This is a genomic window from Bacillus sp. FJAT-29814, assembly GCF_001510715.1.
Lineage (GTDB): Bacteria > Bacillota > Bacilli > Bacillales > Cytobacillaceae > Neobacillus.
Genome location: NZ_LMTJ01000004.1, coordinates 240,988 through 257,047, shown reverse-complemented (window position 1 = coordinate 257,047; position 16,060 = coordinate 240,988). Strand labels below are relative to the sequence as shown.

General features: G+C 47.1%; 16 protein-coding genes. 14 read left to right on the top strand and 2 right to left on the bottom strand.

Going from position 1 to position 16,060, the window contains the following annotated elements:
* The first annotated feature begins 16 nt into the window (after positions 1-16).
* The 12 genes from glp to AR334_RS11495 all read left to right on the top strand — a co-directional run bounded on the left by glp (position 17) and on the right by AR334_RS11495 (position 11,945).
* On the top strand, positions 17-1,249 hold the full coding sequence (gene glp, locus AR334_RS11550) for a gephyrin-like molybdotransferase Glp (RefSeq protein WP_066310248.1): 1,233 nt from the start codon (positions 17-19) through the stop codon (positions 1,247-1,249).
* Positions 1,250-1,263: 14 nt separating this feature from the next.
* Positions 1,264-3,186, top strand: coding sequence for a molybdopterin biosynthesis protein (locus tag AR334_RS11545; protein WP_066310243.1), 1,923 nt, complete (start codon positions 1,264-1,266; stop codon positions 3,184-3,186).
* Positions 3,187-3,654, top strand: a complete 468-nt coding sequence (locus AR334_RS11540; RefSeq protein WP_066310239.1) for a molybdenum cofactor biosynthesis protein MoaE — start codon at positions 3,187-3,189, stop codon at positions 3,652-3,654. It abuts the gene before it with no gap.
* Entirely contained in the window at positions 3,647-3,880 is a 234-nt protein-coding gene (gene moaD / locus AR334_RS11535) for a molybdopterin converting factor subunit 1 (RefSeq protein ID WP_066310233.1), read from the top strand. The genes AR334_RS11540 and moaD overlap by 8 nt, the downstream gene beginning before the upstream one ends.
* A gap of 4 nt (positions 3,881-3,884) precedes the next feature.
* The gene (locus AR334_RS11530) at positions 3,885-4,904 is read left to right on the top strand and encodes a thiazole biosynthesis adenylyltransferase ThiF (RefSeq protein WP_066310230.1); all 1,020 of its coding nucleotides are present in this window, start codon (positions 3,885-3,887) and stop codon (positions 4,902-4,904) included.
* 158 nt (positions 4,905-5,062) lie between these two features.
* On the top strand, positions 5,063-5,401 hold the full coding sequence (locus AR334_RS11525; protein WP_066310228.1) for a YwdI family protein: 339 nt from the start codon (positions 5,063-5,065) through the stop codon (positions 5,399-5,401).
* Between the two features lie 18 nt (positions 5,402-5,419).
* Entirely contained in the window at positions 5,420-5,791 is a 372-nt protein-coding gene (locus tag AR334_RS11520; RefSeq protein WP_066310225.1) for a DUF423 domain-containing protein, read from the top strand.
* A gap of 312 nt (positions 5,792-6,103) precedes the next feature.
* Positions 6,104-6,556: a Na-translocating system protein MpsC family protein gene (locus AR334_RS11515; protein ID WP_066310223.1), complete on the top strand. Its 453-nt coding sequence runs from the start codon at positions 6,104-6,106 to the stop codon at positions 6,554-6,556.
* A gap of 217 nt (positions 6,557-6,773) precedes the next feature.
* Entirely contained in the window at positions 6,774-7,700 is a 927-nt protein-coding gene (locus AR334_RS11510; RefSeq protein WP_066310220.1) for a formate dehydrogenase subunit gamma, read from the top strand.
* A gap of 76 nt (positions 7,701-7,776) precedes the next feature.
* Positions 7,777-8,457 (top strand): 4Fe-4S dicluster domain-containing protein, encoded by a 681-nt coding sequence (locus AR334_RS11505; RefSeq protein WP_066310217.1) that lies wholly within the window; start codon positions 7,777-7,779, stop codon positions 8,455-8,457.
* A gap of 36 nt (positions 8,458-8,493) precedes the next feature.
* Positions 8,494-10,569: an aldehyde ferredoxin oxidoreductase N-terminal domain-containing protein gene (locus AR334_RS11500; protein WP_066310214.1), complete on the top strand. Its 2,076-nt coding sequence runs from the start codon at positions 8,494-8,496 to the stop codon at positions 10,567-10,569.
* Between the two features lie 95 nt (positions 10,570-10,664).
* Complete coding sequence (locus AR334_RS11495; protein ID WP_066310211.1) at positions 10,665-11,945, top strand: radical SAM protein; 1,281 nt, start codon at positions 10,665-10,667, stop codon at positions 11,943-11,945.
* 251 nt (positions 11,946-12,196) lie between these two features.
* Here AR334_RS11495 and gerQ read toward each other — a convergent pair whose 3' ends face one another.
* Both gerQ and hemQ read right to left on the bottom strand, forming a co-directional pair.
* Positions 12,197-12,712, bottom strand: a complete 516-nt coding sequence (gene gerQ / locus AR334_RS11485) for a spore coat protein GerQ (protein ID WP_066310206.1) — start codon at positions 12,710-12,712, stop codon at positions 12,197-12,199.
* Between the two features lie 185 nt (positions 12,713-12,897).
* Positions 12,898-13,644, bottom strand: coding sequence for a hydrogen peroxide-dependent heme synthase (gene hemQ / locus AR334_RS11480; RefSeq protein ID WP_066310203.1), 747 nt, complete (start codon positions 13,642-13,644; stop codon positions 12,898-12,900).
* Positions 13,645-13,901: 257 nt separating this feature from the next.
* On the opposite strand from hemQ, the gene pta reads away from it, so the two are divergent.
* Together pta and AR334_RS11470 are read left to right on the top strand one after the other, a co-directional pair.
* Positions 13,902-14,873 (top strand): phosphate acetyltransferase, encoded by a 972-nt coding sequence (gene pta, locus AR334_RS11475; protein WP_066310200.1) that lies wholly within the window; start codon positions 13,902-13,904, stop codon positions 14,871-14,873.
* A gap of 236 nt (positions 14,874-15,109) precedes the next feature.
* Positions 15,110-15,940 carry a lipoate--protein ligase family protein gene (locus AR334_RS11470; protein ID WP_066310197.1) on the top strand — a complete coding sequence of 277 codons (831 nt, stop codon included), beginning with the start codon at positions 15,110-15,112 and terminating at the stop codon, positions 15,938-15,940.
* The last annotated feature ends 120 nt before the right edge of the window (positions 15,941-16,060 follow it).

The following is a 16,060-nucleotide window of genomic DNA, read 5'->3' as shown; positions in this document are numbered from 1 at the left end:
GGGGAGAAACAGAGCCATGCAATTTTTCAAAGTAAAGACAGTTGAAGAGACATTTGCCTTAATCGATGAACAGGTATTGGCATTAGAACGAACTGAGGTAAGAGAGCTTTCGGAAGCCCTCCATTACATTCTTGCCCAACCGGTGATTGCGAAGGAAAATGTTCCGGGCTTTGACCGGTCCACTGTCGACGGCTATGCTGTACGCGCGAAAGATACGTATGGTTCATCTGAGTCGATGCCCGGCTTTTTGAACGTTGCCGGAGAAGTCAAAATGGGCGAAATCCCAGACGCTACGGTCGGCATGGGCCAGGCGGTATATGTCCCGACTGGCGGGATGCTTCCGGCCGGCAGTGACAGCGTCATCATGATTGAGCATGTCGAGGACGTTGACGGTCTTCTTAATACATATAAGCAAGTGGCGCCGGGTGAAAACGTGATTCGCACCGGCGAGGATATTCGTGAAGGCGAGATTCTTCTCGAAAAGGGTGTGAAGCTGCGGGCCCAGGAATTGGGAGCACTCGCATCCTTAGGAATCACCCATGTCACTGTCTATCGAAAACTCAAAGCCGGCTACCTGTCGTCCGGTGATGAAATTGTGCCGTTTGGCACTGAGACCCTTCAGGTAGGGCAAATTCGCGACATCAACGGGCTGACGATTGCCGGGGTGGCCAGCGACTGGAACGTTGAGGTCATTTACGGTGGAATCGTTAAGGACGATTATGAGGAATTTAGCCGGCGGGCCCGTGAACTGTATGAACAGGTTGACTGTTTAATTATGTCCGGCGGCAGCTCGGTAGGGGCCAAGGATTATACCACCGAAGTGATTCAGTCATTAGGCGAACCGGGCGTGTTTGTTCACGGCATCTCCATCAAGCCGGGAAAACCGACAATTTTGGCAGTGGCGGATGGTAAACCGGTGATTGGCCTGCCAGGGCATCCCGCCTCGGCGATGATTATTTTTAAATTATTTGGCGAGCGGATCCTGCGCAAGCTTTCCGGCGAAAAATTGGAACGGAAGCCGGAGCGGGTGTTTGCTCGGATTACGAAAAACATTCCATCGTCAATGGGGCGGTCCGATTATATCCGTGTTAGGCTTGAGGAAAAGGACGGCGAGTGGTGGGCCGAGCCGATTATCGGCAAATCGGGCTTGATTACGACGCTGGTCAAAAGCGATGGCATCGTCGAGATTAGTTCAGAAAAAGAAGGCGTGTCACAGGGTGAATACGTTCCTGTGATTCCGTCACGGTAAGGAGAGGCACAGTCATGTACAAACGGAAAATTTACCTGGAAGATAAACCACGGACTGAGGCCAGAGACGAAATTCTTGCTGCATTCGATCTGACCCCTGAAACAGAAAGGATTCCGGCGGTCGATGCGTTAGGACGGGTCACAGCAGAACCTATTTTTGCACCGATTTCAACACCGCATTACCACGCTTCGGCGATGGATGGGGTCGCGGTTATCGCTGAAACCACCTATTCCGCCCATGAGCAGAATCCGCTTCATTTAAAGCGCGGCGATCAGTTTGTTTATGTCGACACCGGCAATGCGATTCCGTCGCCATTTAATGCCGTCATTATGATTGAAAACGTACAGGTGCTAGACGATGATACGATTGAAATTATCGAGCCTGCGACACCTTGGCAGCATATCCGTCCGATTGGCGAGGACATTGTCCAGGAGGAAATGCTTTTTCCGCAGGGGCATAAGCTGCGCCCAGCCGATTTGGGGATTCTGCTGACTTCCCGATTATTGACGGTTCCGGTCGTCAAGAAGCCGGTTGTCACTGTCATTCCAACGGGAAATGAGCTTGTCGAGCCCGGTTCTGAAATGGATCCTGGAAAAATTGTTGAATTTAACGGGACGGTGTTTGCCAATTTCATTAGGGAGTGGGGCGGCGAGCCGCTTCTCAACCGAATTGTAAAGGACGAGCCCGAGAATATAAAGCAGGTGCTGCTGGAAGCATCAGAAACATCCGATTTTATCGTGATTAACGCCGGGTCATCGGCAGGTCGCAAAGACTACACTGTCCACATTATCAACGAAATCGGCACCGTGTTTACCCATGGGGTTGCCGCACGTCCTGGTAAGCCAGTCATTTTGGGAAAAGTGAATGGAAAAATTGTCGTAGGTGTTCCGGGCTATCCTGTGTCAGCGTATTTAGCTTTGGAATGGTTCGCCCGTCCACTGGTCTGCAAGTATTTGGGCATTCCGGAGCCGGTTCGGCAGAAGGTGACAGTCAAGCTCGGCCGTCGGATTGTGTCGTCAATGGGCGCCGAGGACTTTGTCCGGATGAATATCGGCTATGTGAACGGAGAGTTTGTAGCCAACCCGCTGACACGCGCTGCGGGGGTAACGATGTCTTATGTGCGGGCAGATGGGCTATTGGTCGTGCCGCCGGAAGTGATTGGCTATGAGCAAGGAGAGATGGCAGAAGTTGAATTGCTGCGTCCGCTTGAAGAAATTAAGAATGCGATTATGTTTACCGGCAGTCACGATTTGACGATTGACTTACTGTCATCTGCATTAAAGCGGATACGGACCGATATGAAGATTGTTTCCGCTCACGTCGGAAGTATGGCCGGAATCATGGCGGTCCGGAAAGGCGAGGCCCATGTAGCGGGAATTCACTTGCTTGACCCTGAAACGAAACAATACAATATTTCATACGTTCGCAGGCTGCTGGCCGGACAGGACGTTGTATTATATCCATTTTTAAAACGCAAGCAGGGCTGGATTTTGCCGGTTGGCAATCCGCTTGGGATTTCTAATGTTCGTGATTTGGTCGAGAAAAAGGCTAATTTCGTGAACCGGCAAAAGGGTGCTGGCACGCGGATTTTGTTTGATATGTTACTTGAGGAATCAGGATTAAGTGCGGAAGATGTCGTTGGCTATGACCGTGAGATGTTCTCGCATTTGGCGGTTGCAGCGGAAGTAAACGGTGATCGTAATGCGGCAGGACTGGGGATTTATCCAGCGGCGAAAGCGATGGGGCTCGAGTTTGTCCCGCTGGCCGATGAAGAATATGATCTGGTGATGACAAGAAGTTTTTACGAAAGCGAGCAGGGTATGCTGCTGCGCGAGATTATTCATTCCCCTGCCTTTAAGGAGCAGGTAGAAAACATCGGCGGCTATCAAGTGGTCGAAAATGCCGTGTTGAAAAACTTGGCTGAAGAGGTGAAATAATTGAAGTTCTACGAAATTTCCAAGGAACCAATTGATATCCAAGCGGTGATTGATAAGGTCGTCCAGCGCGAGGCTGGTGCGATTACGACGTTTATCGGCACTGTTCGTGAATTGACGTATGGCAAGAAGACATTGTTTTTAATCTATGAAGCTTATGAAGCGATGGCTGTAAAAAAGCTCGAGCAGATTGGACGCGAGATTGAGGAACGGTGGGCCGGTTCTAAGGTAGCCATTACGCACCGTGTCGGGCGGTTAGATATAACCGATATTGCTGTGGTGATTGCCGTGTCGACACCGCATCGCGCTGATTCTTATGAAGCGAACCGTTATGCGATTGAGCGGATTAAAGAAATCGTACCGATTTGGAAAAAAGAGCACTGGGAAGATGGCGAGGAATGGGTCGGCAATCAGCTGGAAACGAAGGCCTATCCGAGCGGAAAACCTGAGGAGGGTGACTTAAATGAATAAGGTTCTATTTTTTGCTCATTTACGTGACGCTGTCGGTGAAGAGGTTCTCCGGTTAGATGCCAGCGGAAAAACGGTTGCCGAACTGAAGGCGGAATTGACTTCGAAATATAATTTGCCGCGCATGGACACGGTGATGACCGCGATTAATGAAGAGTTCGCTTCCAATGATGAAGTGATTCAGGATGGCGACGAAATCGCGTTTATTCCACCGGTCAGCGGGGGCTGATTCTATGAGCGAACGCTACTCAAGGCAGGTCCTTTTTCCCGGAATCGGTAAGGAAGGCCAAGGAAAAATCCGAAATAAGCATGTTTTGATCATCGGCGCCGGTGCCTTGGGATCGGGTAATGCTGAAATTCTCACTCGCGCCGGGGTCGGAAAGATTACCATAATCGACCGCGATTATGTCGAAGCGAGCAATCTGCAGCGTCAGCAGCTTTATACCGAGGAGGATGTCGCGGAAAAGCTGCCAAAAGCGGCAGCCGCAGAAAAGCGCCTCAAAGCAATCAATAGTGATGTCGAAATCCGCGCCATCATAGGCGACGCCACACCTGAATTGCTGGAGGAACTAATCGCTGATGTTGACGTCATGATGGATGCGACCGATAATTTCGAAACACGGATGGCGATGAACGATGTGGCCCAAAAATACAATGTCCCGTGGATTTATGGGGCCTGCGTCGGCAGTTTCGGGATGAGTTTTTCCATCATTCCTGGAAAAACGCCATGCCTGAATTGTCTGCTGCGGACAATCCCGCTTCAGGGAATGACCTGCGATACCGGAGGAATTATCTCGCCAACCGTGCAAATGGTGATAGCCCATCAGACAGCGGAAGCGTTGAAGATGCTCGTTGAGGACTGGGACGCCGTTCGCACGGCATTTGTCAGCTTTGACCTGTGGCGCAACCAATATACCAGCATGAAAATGTCGAAGGCAAAGCATGCCGGTTGCTTGTCATGCGGCGAAGAGCGGACCTATCCGTATCTTGACCAGGAAAATATGACGAAAACGACCGTGTTGTGCGGACGGGATACCGTACAAATTCGCCCGTCACAAACCGGAGAAATTTCGCTTGAGCAGTTAGCGGGTCAACTCAGCTCACTGGGCTATGGTGTCAAAGGGAATCCGTATCTCTTATCGGTAGAACTCGGCGTCGAACGGATGGTTATTTTTCAAGACGGCCGCGCGTTGATTCATGGCACAAAAGACTTGACTCATGCAAAATCAATCTATCAACGAATATTAGGATAATGCCCGCACCCCGATAAAGTGCGGGTTTTGACATTTTTAGGTGCGTTTCACGTGAAACAAGTTGAATGATGTCGAATGAGCGCCGAAGTCTATTTTTTCGAAAAATCGACGATACTCATGTAGAATAGATTACAGACTCAAAATCAGAGGTGTCACTCGTGAATATATCGATGGAAAAACTTTTAACGAAAATGGAAGCGGAATTGCAGCAGGCCCGGGCCAGCCAAACGGAGGAAGGCTTGCGGGAACGGATTTACTCTATTAAAATATTATGCGAATTGATTTTGGATGAAAAACAGGCGGTGAGCGGGGGACATGGCAGGCAGCCAATTCCAGTGCAGCCAAAACCGATTGTTCCGCAACCGGCAGCTTTTCAACAGCCGGCAACGTTTCAACAGCAACCAGCCATTTTTCAGCAGCAGCCAGCCGTGATGCCGCAGCCGAAAAAACTGGAGATGGATGACGACGCAAATGGAGATTCACTGTTTGATTTTTAAAAAGGGGGAGAAATCAAGATGAAGACGTTTATTATAATCGGCGCCATTAACGCCTTTTTGGCGGTCGCGCTTGGGGCGTTTGGCGCTCATGGATTAAAAGACAGATTGGACGCTTATTATCTCGATATTTGGAAAACCGGCGTTCAGTATCAAATGTTTCATGCCACAGGCCTATTGGTGGTTGCACTGCTGCTCGGCAAGGCACCGGTCAGTTCGTTGTTCACATGGTCCGGCTGGCTGATGCTCGCGGGTATCATCTTATTTAGCGGGAGCTTGTATGTACTGAGCCTGACGAAAATCGGACCGCTCGGGGCAATCACTCCGATCGGCGGCGTGTGCTTTTTGGCAGCGTGGATTCTCATGATCGTTGGAGCTGCAAAATATCTATAAAAGAGAAAGGCATCGGCACCGTCCGATGCCTATTCTAATTGTTGTAACAGTTTTATCATATTTGGCTGTTCAACGGTGATAAAACTAACTGCACTAAAACCTCAAAAAATTTAGAATAAAAATATAATATAAATTCTTTTACTATAGTAAGAAATTTATTCTAGTTTGCTACATTATCAATAGTGGGCAAGCACTTTTTTTGTTGGAATAAAAGGGAAGCGTTTACATTTTGTGAATTGATTCACAATGCGAGATACCTTGGCAGCGGCTAAATGTTAAATGATGACTAGAATGTCAAAGGGGCTGATAGGTTTGGGGGGACCTGTTAAAATTCACGAGCAAATGAAGGAAAGCAATCATTCCAATCATTTTTATGACAATAATACAACTTTGGGTGCACTGACAAATAAACAAAGAAGGCAGCTGCAGCACGAGATCAAACTGCATATGGAGAAATACGGAAGGGACTTAGTTAGGAAAGCCTCTGATTATACGAAGGTGACCATTTGGGATGATATGATGATTCTTCGCTGCGAGGGATTTTTAACGGAGCCGGAAAAATTTGTTTCAGCCATTCCAATGGGAATATCGTTGATTAATGAATCAAGAATGCAGATTGCCGAACAATTTTCAAAAGATAATCTTCCTTATTTCGAAGACAAGTTGGGGGCAAAATGTATTCATAAATCGTACGTCGTTGAATCTGACAAAGACTTTTTTATTTTTACAATGGTTTTTGACAAGATGTTGATTGAAATAAAATAAATCGGATTGGTAGTTTGACGAGAGACCTGAGGGTGGCTCTAATAAAGACCAATGGTTTATGTGAATGGATTGTGAAACAGTCCCATTCTGCATATACCATTGGTCTTTTATTTTTTATATAAAAAGCGTTTCACCACAGAAGGGAGTAATGATTGAAAATTGGCTTACCGTTACAAATCAAGATTCAATGCTTTAACAAGAAAGGTGCGCGATAAACATGAGAACAAGGTTACCAATTGCCATAGCGTTGCTGGCAATCTTGGGTGTTTTCACCTACTGGGCCCTTGATGCATCCCAATTATATGTTTTAAGGGGGGGAAGGGCAGGTTCGTTGACTTATAATTTGCTATTTGATTCGATGATGGCTGCCATTCCGGCCTCGGCATTGTTGGGGATTCTTCTCGGAACATTCAAATACTCCAAGGAACCAGACAGAATCACCAATGGCAAAGTAGAGCGTCATGATGAATTTATGTTCCTGCAGCACTGGTCCAATGCACTGGGAATCGTTATTTTGCTCATCACGGGATTCCTCCTAGGGACACTTTTTATTCCCAGAACGATTCAAGGGACCGAAAATATTGGATTTGCTTTAAACATGCATTTTATCGGAATCCTGTTTTTCCTTTTTGGGGCAAGTTTCTACATCACGAAGAACTATTTCACAGGTGATCTTAAACACATGCTGCCAAAGAGAGGCGACCTTAAAAATATGATTGGCCACTATAAGGCGATGGTTTTAAGGCAGAAGGAACCGCAGGAAGAGAAATTTTTGGCTGCGGAACGAGTTGTTTTTCCATTATGGATTATTGGAGTATGCGGGATTACTTTAACCGGCCTTGTGAAACTGGCAGAGCACCTCTGGTCATTTCCTGACGGATTAATGGGCGTGATGACCTTCCTTCATGGAGTATTTGCTATTTATATGGGGTTGATGCTGGTCGCCCATGTTTTTGCTGGGGCCATCCTTCCTGCATCTTGGCCGTTAATTCGTTCGATGATTACTGGCAATGTAACTGAAGATTATGTAAAGCATCATCATGAAAAATGGTATCAAGAAATCAAGGACAATGAGAAATTTGAGGAAGAACAGGAATTAAACGTCAAGGAAAAAACTAAACAGGGGCATATTCCGGCAAGTTAATCCAATCCAGTCAGATTAATAGAGTAGCTGACTGGATGGGTGGATTAAATGCAAAGCGAGGAAGGAGTTAAATATTGTGTCAGAGGAGACTAGAAAGACCTCAAGGAGAAACTTTTTAAAAGTAGGCAGCGCATCGTTAATCGGTATCAGTATCGGAAGCCTGTTCCCAGGGGGGAAGTGGCTGGAAAATGAAGTATACGCTGTCAAGGCATCAGAAGGTTATCTATTGGTTGATACAAAGAAATGCCAGGGCTGTTCAACCTGTATGATGGCTTGCTCATTGGCTCATCATGGGAAATCAAGTCTTTCATTAGCAAGAATTCAGGTTCAACAAAATCCCTATAAGCCGTTTCCTGAGGATTTAGATATCAATCAATGCAGGCAGTGTGCCTTCCCGGCATGTGCAGCGGCATGCCCGACAGGTGCGCTGCATGCCGATAAGAAAAATGGGAATGTACGGCTTGTTTCATACGACAAGTGCATTGGCTGCCAGAAATGTATGGAAGCCTGCCCGTATGAGCCGGCGAGGGCGGTTTGGAATCACGAAGATAAGCATGCCCAAAAATGCGACCTCTGTGTCAATACCCCATTCTGGAAACAGAAAGGCGGGCCGGATGGTCTGCAAGCCTGCGTTGAGGTTTGTCCGCTTGATGCCATCAAGTTTACGAAAGAAATCCCGGCACAGGCAGGAGAATCCGGATACAATGTGAATTTGCGCGGGGAAGAATGGGCGAAATTTGGCTGGACGACCGAATAATCAATTTCACTGCAACAAGGAAAGGTTGGGAAAAGTATGAAAGGCTATCAAGGAAAAATACTGCATATTGATTTAACCAATAGAAAAATTTCCACGATAAAGACAGAAAAATATGCCGAGTATGTTGGCGGCCATGGCATGGGTTCAGCGGTATTTTGGGATTTATGCAAGGATAAGACCGTTGATGGGTTTGATCCCAAAAATGTTGTCACCATTATGAGCTCGCCGATTTCGGGTACTATTACTCCATCTGCCGCAGGCAGGTGTGAAGTAACAGGTATTGGGGTTCAGGCATATCCGTATGGCTGGTATACAAGAAGCAATTTTGGCGGAAGATTTTCCGGAATGATGAAATATGCCGGCTGGGATGGCATTGCGATTGAAGGAAAAGCCGATAAACCTGTTTGGATTGACATACGCAACAGTACGGTAACAATCCGGGATGCAGACGGAATTTGGGGGCTAAATTCCTGGGAAGCTCAGGAAGAGATTTGGGAATATGTCAACCACTCCAATACAAAGGAAGGGTGGAAATCGATTAGTTCTGCAAGGGACTCCGGCTCAACATTGCAAAGGCCGGCTGTGCTGGCCATTGGGCAGGCCGGGGAAAGCAAAGGAAGAGTCGCTTGTTTAATCCATGATGCCGGTAATGGTGCAGGCCAAGGCGGATTTGGCGGTGTATTTGGCGCCAAGAATCTGAAAGCTATCAGTGTAATTGGCACCGGCAGTGTGGAAGCGGCCGATCCAGATGCATTACTTGAGGCGCGGATTCTAGCGAAGAAGAAATATGCCCATCAACCTGACAGCCCTGAAGGCGGCTGGGCTCCGACTTTAGGTACGACACCAACGCTTGGGGCGTTCTATGATCAGCCAAAGGATGCACGGCCGCAATCATGTACAGGATGTATTGCCGGCTGCCGGATGCGGACGGCCTCCGGTTATGGCAATGAGTCATCTTGCGTTGAAACCATTTTCTATTCCAATTTTAACAAGGCGAAATTTGGTGGCAAAAATACAAAGGATGCGTATATCGCAACGGATTTGCTGCAGCAATACGGGATTAACGCCTATGAGGCTTGGAGGGGTTTGGAATATCTCGAAAGGCTGTATAAAGCAGGTGAGCTCGGTCCCGGCAAAAAAATTGATTGCCCGCTTGATTTTGAGCAATTAGGGACGGCTGAATTTGCCGAACAATTTCTGCGGATGATTGCTTTCCGTGAAGGTATTGGCGATGACATTGCAGAAGGCCTGATCAGAGCGGCGGAGCGCTGGGGCAGACTGGAGGAAGATTTAAAAACAGGCAATTTGCTTTATCCATATTGGGGCTATCCTGATCATATGTATGATCCCCGGGCTGAAATAGAGTGGGGTTATTGTTCAATATTAGGTGACCGTGATATGAATGAACACGATTTTAACCATTTATACTGGAAGCCTACAGGTGACATTTTAGCCGGTAAAGAGCCATATTTGTCAGCAGAAGAAGTGACAAGAATTACTGCGGAAAAGCTGGTGCCGTTTGAAAATAATCCAAACATGTTAGACTACAGTATTGAAAATGCATATTCCGAAAACATGGCAAAAACCATTGCCTGGAAAATGATGTACGGAAGGTTCTGGAAGCAATCTGTCCTCTATTGTGATTGGCGCTGGCCGGACTTCTTTAATTCCAATGTACCTGATAACCGCGGACTTACCGGAGACGAGGGAGAACCGAAGTTCCTGAATGCCATCACAGGCGGAAATATTACCTTTAAAGATGGGATGGAGATTGGCCGGAAAATCTGGTATTTGGATAACGCCATCTATACGTTGCAGGGACGTAAGCGGGAAATGGTTGTCTTTGCTGATTATATCTATGACCAGCCGTTTGACGGAGGTTTGCTTGGCGACTTCTATTTGCCGGGAATTCAAGATGGCAAGTGGCAATACATTAACACAAAAGGAAGAAAACTGGATAGGGATAAGTTTGAGGAGTTTAAAACCATTTATTATAAGCTGGAGGGCTGGGATCCAAAAACTGGCTGGCCGACGAGGAAAGCCCTTGAAAGTGTAGGGTTAGCAAAAGTGGCGGATGAATTGGAGAAAAATGGAAAACTTGGTAAAGAATAAAAAGTAGATTCCCCGGTCACTTCGGGGAATCGACCCGGTGTTTTTTGTGAGGAAGGAACTATAGAGAAATCAACAGCAAAGAGGAGATGCTTTCAATGGATGTCGTACTTATTAATGCACCTGTAACAAGGGTCAGCCCGCATTCCAAATTGGCGCTGCCGCTTGGATTGGCCTACATCGCTGCCGTACTATTGGAAGAGGGTCGGACAGTAAAGGCTGTAGACTTTAACGTCAGCGGATTAAATTTGCGCCGGGTTGATCATATTGTCCAGCAAAAACCATCCGTTGTTGGAATCTCCGCCCTCACGGAAACCTATCCAAATGCTTTGAAAATAGCAAAAAGAATCAAAGAATTGGATGATCATATAAACATTGTTTTTGGGGGAGCTCATGCATCGATTCTTCCCGATGAGGTATTGCAGGAGCAGGCAATCGACTATGTTGTAATGAGTGAAGGCGAAGCGGCCATGGCGGAGCTTTGTCAGTACCTTCTGGATGGCAAGGGGCAACTTAAAGACATCAAAGGGGTCGGCTATAAGGATGAGGCTGGCCGGGTTAGGCTGAATCCTCGGAGGGAGCTTCTTGATCCAAATAGTTTGCCTTATCCGGCCCGCGACTTGTTTCCAATGGAATTTTACCAGGAGCAGTCGAATATCTCCACTGCTAGAGGAGGCTGCCCGTTTCAATGCCCGTTTTGCTCAGGCTCCTATATTTGGGAGGGGCGGCGCAGGCCGAGAACCCCAGAGAATATTATGGAAGAACTAAAGATGCTATATGAACAGCGCGGGGCGGAATATACCTTCTTTTCAGAGGACCTGTTTACCGTCAATAAGAAGTGGGTAAGAAAATTGCTGGAGCTAATCAATCAATTGGATTACCCGATTAAATGGGGATGTGCGACCAGAGTGGATTGTGTCGATGAGCAGCTGATTGCCGATATGGCGGCTGCCGGATGCGTTTCCATTCAATTTGGCGTGGAATCCGGCTCGCAGCGCATCCTTGATTCCGTGAAGGGAATCACGAAGGAGCAAGTTGGAAAGGTAATCAGAGCCTGTAAAAAATACAACATCCATGTCGCATCCTCCTTTATGGTTCCGTTTCCTCAGGATACACGGGAAACATTAATGGAAACCAAGGAGTTTATCAAGCAACTGTATGATGAAGGCAGCCAGATCTATATGTCTTTTACATCCCCTTTTCCGGGAACAGAATTCTATCAAAAAAGAGAGGAACTTGGAATAAAAATTCTTACCGATCAGTGGGATGAATTTGATGCCAAGCATAATATCATTGAAACGAGAAATCTGTCAGCCAAAGAAATTGAAGAGCTGGTGAATGAAATTGCCGAGTACACAGGCTTGGTAAAAAGAGTATAGATTAGGGGTTGCGTTAAAGACCGCTTGCTAGGAACCCCATTATTAAATGTCCTTTCCTTAATTTATATATATTTTTTTCAGGCATTGCTCCCTCAAATTTGCAATGCCTATTTTTTGTAATCCCGCATAAATTTAACTTCGGCTCTTGAATCCTCTTAATGGCCTCGCCAATCGGAGAATTTTCTTTTATAAGGGACAATTCTTTGCCAACAAAAAACACCAATTGCGTTCAATTGGTGTTTTAACGTGAATTATCTCGGCGGAAACGTACTCAACGTTGGTCCGGCGCCAAATGGATAGTCGTATTCGATTTCCTCGGAGAAGGTGATGTAGTCAACGGCTACCATTGGGATCAGGTAGCGTGCACCTGACTGAGGATCGCTTAAGATGACGTGGTCGCGGCCGGCCGCCTCGATGACGCCTCTAAATTCCTTGGCATTCCACTGGTTGTTACCTTCGAAGGTGGCGAATACGGATACAAGCTTGCCTTTGTTTAACCGCAAAATGTTTTCGATATATGACTGCTCAATCGGCAGCATGCCTGGAACTCCTGCCCCGGCACCCGGAAACCCTGCTCCTGCACCCGGAAACCCAGTCGCGCCACCCGAGAACGTTGGCGTAGTTGGGAATGCTCCCATTCCTGTGCCCGGCGGCGGAAATTGCGGGCTCGGTTGGAATCCTTGACCGCCTGCAATCGGCTGGGCTCCCTGCTGGCCCACCGCACCGGTATAAGGCTGAAAACCTTGAGGATTGTAGTATTGGCTCATCTTTTTCCCTCCTAAAAATAAATAAATCAATGGCCCAACATTCTATAACATACTCGGTTAAATCCAAATTGGTTCCTATGACTCACTGTTTTATTAGTATGAGGGAAAGTCCCCATATATGACTTTTAAGAGGGGAAAAATAGAAAAAAGCCCTCAGCCTAGGCCGAGAACTTTTTAAAAAAGATTTATACGCGAAGGAAAGTCGACACGCGTTCTTCTTCTAAAATATTGCCGACGAAGAAGGAGCCGAACTCACCGTAGCGGGCACTGACCTCGTCAAAACGCATTTCGTAAACGAGCTTTTTAAATTGTAGCACATCATCCGCGAACAAGGTAACGCCCCACTCGTAATCGTCAAAACCAACGGAACCGGAAATGATTTGCTTCACCTTGCCGGCATATTGGCGGCCGATCATGCCGTGACTCTTCATAAGTTCGCGGCGCTCCTCCATCGGAAGCATGTACCAGTTGTCATTGCCCTGCCGGCGCTTGTCCATTGGGTAAAAACAAACATGCTTGGTTTTAGGAAGGATCGGATAAAGTCGGCCCTGTACATACGGATTCTGGTATGGGTCGCCGCCGTCGGATGGCAAATAGTTGCTGAGCTCCACCACGGATACATATGAAAAAGCAGGAACGGTGAACTCGGCCAATTTGGATTTGTTGAACTCTGTTTCAATTTCATTCAATTCTTCCATTGTTGGGCGCAGAATCATCATCATGAAATCAGCCTTTTGGCCGACGATTGTATATAAAGCATGGCTGCCTTCTTTACGCTCCTGAGTCGCATTCCATTTTTCAACGAGACTTAAAAACTCGTTAATGACCGTCTGGCGCTCATCTTCAGGAAGCATCTTCCAAGTGGTCCAGTCAACCGTGCGGAAATCATGAAGGCAATACCAGCCGTCAAGCGTTTGTGCTGCTTCACTCATTATAATCACTCCTACATAATCATCGTTATTAACAATCATATACACTATAACATAGTTTGACCAAGACTTGCCCAATTTAACGCATTTTAGCAACGGGATGGATAAATTATGAAAAAAGGGCAAATAGTAAAAGGGTGAGTTGAATTTTTTGAAAACTGAAACTTCGGACTGAAAGCGTTATCTGTGATGGATGTTTCTTTAAAATCTTTTTGCGGTAAAGTAAGCTAGTATTGGAATTGTATAAGGGAGGATTAGTCGTGAGTGATTTATTCGAAGGATTAAAGCAAAAAATTTCCGGGCGCGGTTTAAAGATTGTGTTACCTGAGGCCCTGGATGAGCGAATTTTACGTGCTGCGGGCCGATTGGCTGCCGAAAACCTATTGACACCTGTATTGGTGGGAAATACCGATGAGGTCAAAGCGAAAGCAAGCGAGTTTGGCGTCTCGCTTGATGGTGTGGAAATCTATGACCCTGCTAGCTACGAGGGAATGGACGAGCTAGTTGCCGCGTTTGTCGAGCGCCGTAAAGGCAAGGCAAGCGAAGAGCAGGCTCGTGAGATATTAAAGGATGAAAACTATTTTGGCACGATGCTTGTTTACAATAAAAAAGCAACCGGGCTTGTCAGCGGGGCGACCCATTCGACTGCCGACACGGTACGTCCGGCGCTGCAAATCATTAAAACCAAGCAGGGCGTAAAGAAAACGTCCGGCGTCTTTATCATGGTTCGCGATGACGAAAAATACGTGTTTGCTGATTGCGCCATTAATATTGCACCGGACAGCATGGATTTGGCGGAGATCGCGATCGAAAGCGCGAAAACGGCAGAAATGTTTGATATTGAGCCTCGCGTGGCCATGCTTTCGTTTTCAACAAAAGGTTCGGCAAAATCCGAGGAAACCGAGCGAGTTGTCGCTGCTGTGGAAGAGGCAAAGCGCCGCGAGCCGTCGTTGGTGTTGGACGGCGAATTCCAGTTTGACGCTGCGTTTGTTCCGTCTGTGGCCAAGAGCAAGGCGCCTGGATCTGTTTTACAAGGGGATGCGAACGTGTTTATCTTCCCTAGTCTTGAGGCTGGAAACATCGGCTACAAAATTGCCCAGCGTTTGGGCGGATTTGAAGCGGTTGGCCCGATTTTGCAGGGCTTGAACGCGCCGGTCAATGACCTGTCCCGTGGCTGTAATGAAGAAGATGTGTACAAGCTTGCGTTGATTACGGCGGCGCAGGGGCTGTAATTTTTCTATAAGGGGCTGGTTCCAATCGGGGCCGGCTCTTTTTGCGGGCTCAGATTTGGAGTTTGTAGAATTAAGCTGTATTTACGTAGAATAGTACATGAACTATGTAGAATTCTGCTTACATTACGTAGAATTATGACTAAAGTTTGTAGAATTTCATCATAATTATGTAGAATTAATCTCAAGGATAGATTTTTTTTTTAAAAAACCCACTAACCAATCAAGGAGTTGCCATTATGGAAGGTTTACTACGCCAATCCCAGTGGCGAATCATCGACCAGTCCACCGCTTCCCCGCATTTCCATGCACTGCAGTCGTTTGCGATGGATGATACGCTGTGTGCCTCGGTCGGGGCGGGACAAGCACCAGCAACAGCGCGGACATGGGTTCACCAAAATACGATTGTTCTCGGGATTCAAGATACGAAACTGCCATTCTTGCAGGATGGGATGCAATTTTTAAAAAATAAGGGGTATCAGGTCATTGTCCGAAATTCCGGCGGCCTTGCAGTGGTTCTTGATGACGGTGTGCTGAATATCTCGTTAATTCTCCCCGAGGCAGAAAAAGGCATTGATATCAATCGCGGCTATGAGGCGATGTGGCAGCTGATTCAACAGATGTTGGCCGATTTTCCTGTCGAGATTGAGGCCCGTGAGATTGTCGGGTCCTACTGCCCTGGAAGCTATGACCTCAGTATTGGTGGGAAAAAGTTCGCCGGCATCTCGCAGCGACGTTTGCGCCGCGGGGTTGCTGTCCAGATATACCTTTGTGTCACCGGCAGCGGTTCGGAACGCGCTGCGTTGGTTGGCGAGTTTTACAGGCTGGCTAAACAGGGCGAACTGACGAAATTCGCGTACCCTGAAATAGCCCCGGAGGTGATGGCCTCGCTTTCGGAACTGCTTGGAGTCCAATTAACGGTTGGTGATTGTATGCTCCGGTTGTTACAGCAACTGAAGCAAAACAGCGATTTATTGTATGCCGGGCAGTTGAATGAACATGAGCTTGGGCTGCTACCGGGCTATTATCAGCGAATTGTCGAGCGAAATGAACGGATTGCCGGGATGTAGGTCAAATAAAAAGCCGTAAACCCTAGTTGGGTTTACGGCCTCTTTTATTTGCTAGCTCCAGCCCCTGGTTAAGGCGCTTCCGCTTTTAAAATGAGATGCTGCGCTTTTATTCTCTTCTCC

What these genes read in the sequence shown, in the direction of transcription:
- glp (WP_066310248.1), top strand. Translation starts at nt 17, where the DNA reads ATGCAATTTTTCAAAGTAAAGACAGTTGAAGAGACATTTGCCTTAATC.
- AR334_RS11495 (WP_066310211.1), top strand. Translation starts at nt 10,665, where the DNA reads ATGGATGTCGTACTTATTAATGCACCTGTAACAAGGGTCAGCCCGCAT.
- hemQ (WP_066310203.1), bottom strand. Translation starts at nt 13,644, where the DNA reads ATGAGTGAAGCAGCACAAACGCTTGACGGCTGGTATTGCCTTCATGAT.
- AR334_RS11520 (WP_066310225.1), top strand. Translation starts at nt 5,420, where the DNA reads ATGAAGACGTTTATTATAATCGGCGCCATTAACGCCTTTTTGGCGGTC.
- gerQ (WP_066310206.1), bottom strand. Translation starts at nt 12,712, where the DNA reads ATGAGCCAATACTACAATCCTCAAGGTTTTCAGCCTTATACCGGTGCG.
- moaD (WP_066310233.1), top strand. Translation starts at nt 3,647, where the DNA reads ATGAATAAGGTTCTATTTTTTGCTCATTTACGTGACGCTGTCGGTGAA.
- AR334_RS11470 (WP_066310197.1), top strand. Translation starts at nt 15,110, where the DNA reads ATGGAAGGTTTACTACGCCAATCCCAGTGGCGAATCATCGACCAGTCC.
- AR334_RS11500 (WP_066310214.1), top strand. Translation starts at nt 8,494, where the DNA reads ATGAAAGGCTATCAAGGAAAAATACTGCATATTGATTTAACCAATAGA.
- AR334_RS11510 (WP_066310220.1), top strand. Translation starts at nt 6,774, where the DNA reads ATGAGAACAAGGTTACCAATTGCCATAGCGTTGCTGGCAATCTTGGGT.
- AR334_RS11545 (WP_066310243.1), top strand. Translation starts at nt 1,264, where the DNA reads ATGTACAAACGGAAAATTTACCTGGAAGATAAACCACGGACTGAGGCC.
- AR334_RS11530 (WP_066310230.1), top strand. Translation starts at nt 3,885, where the DNA reads ATGAGCGAACGCTACTCAAGGCAGGTCCTTTTTCCCGGAATCGGTAAG.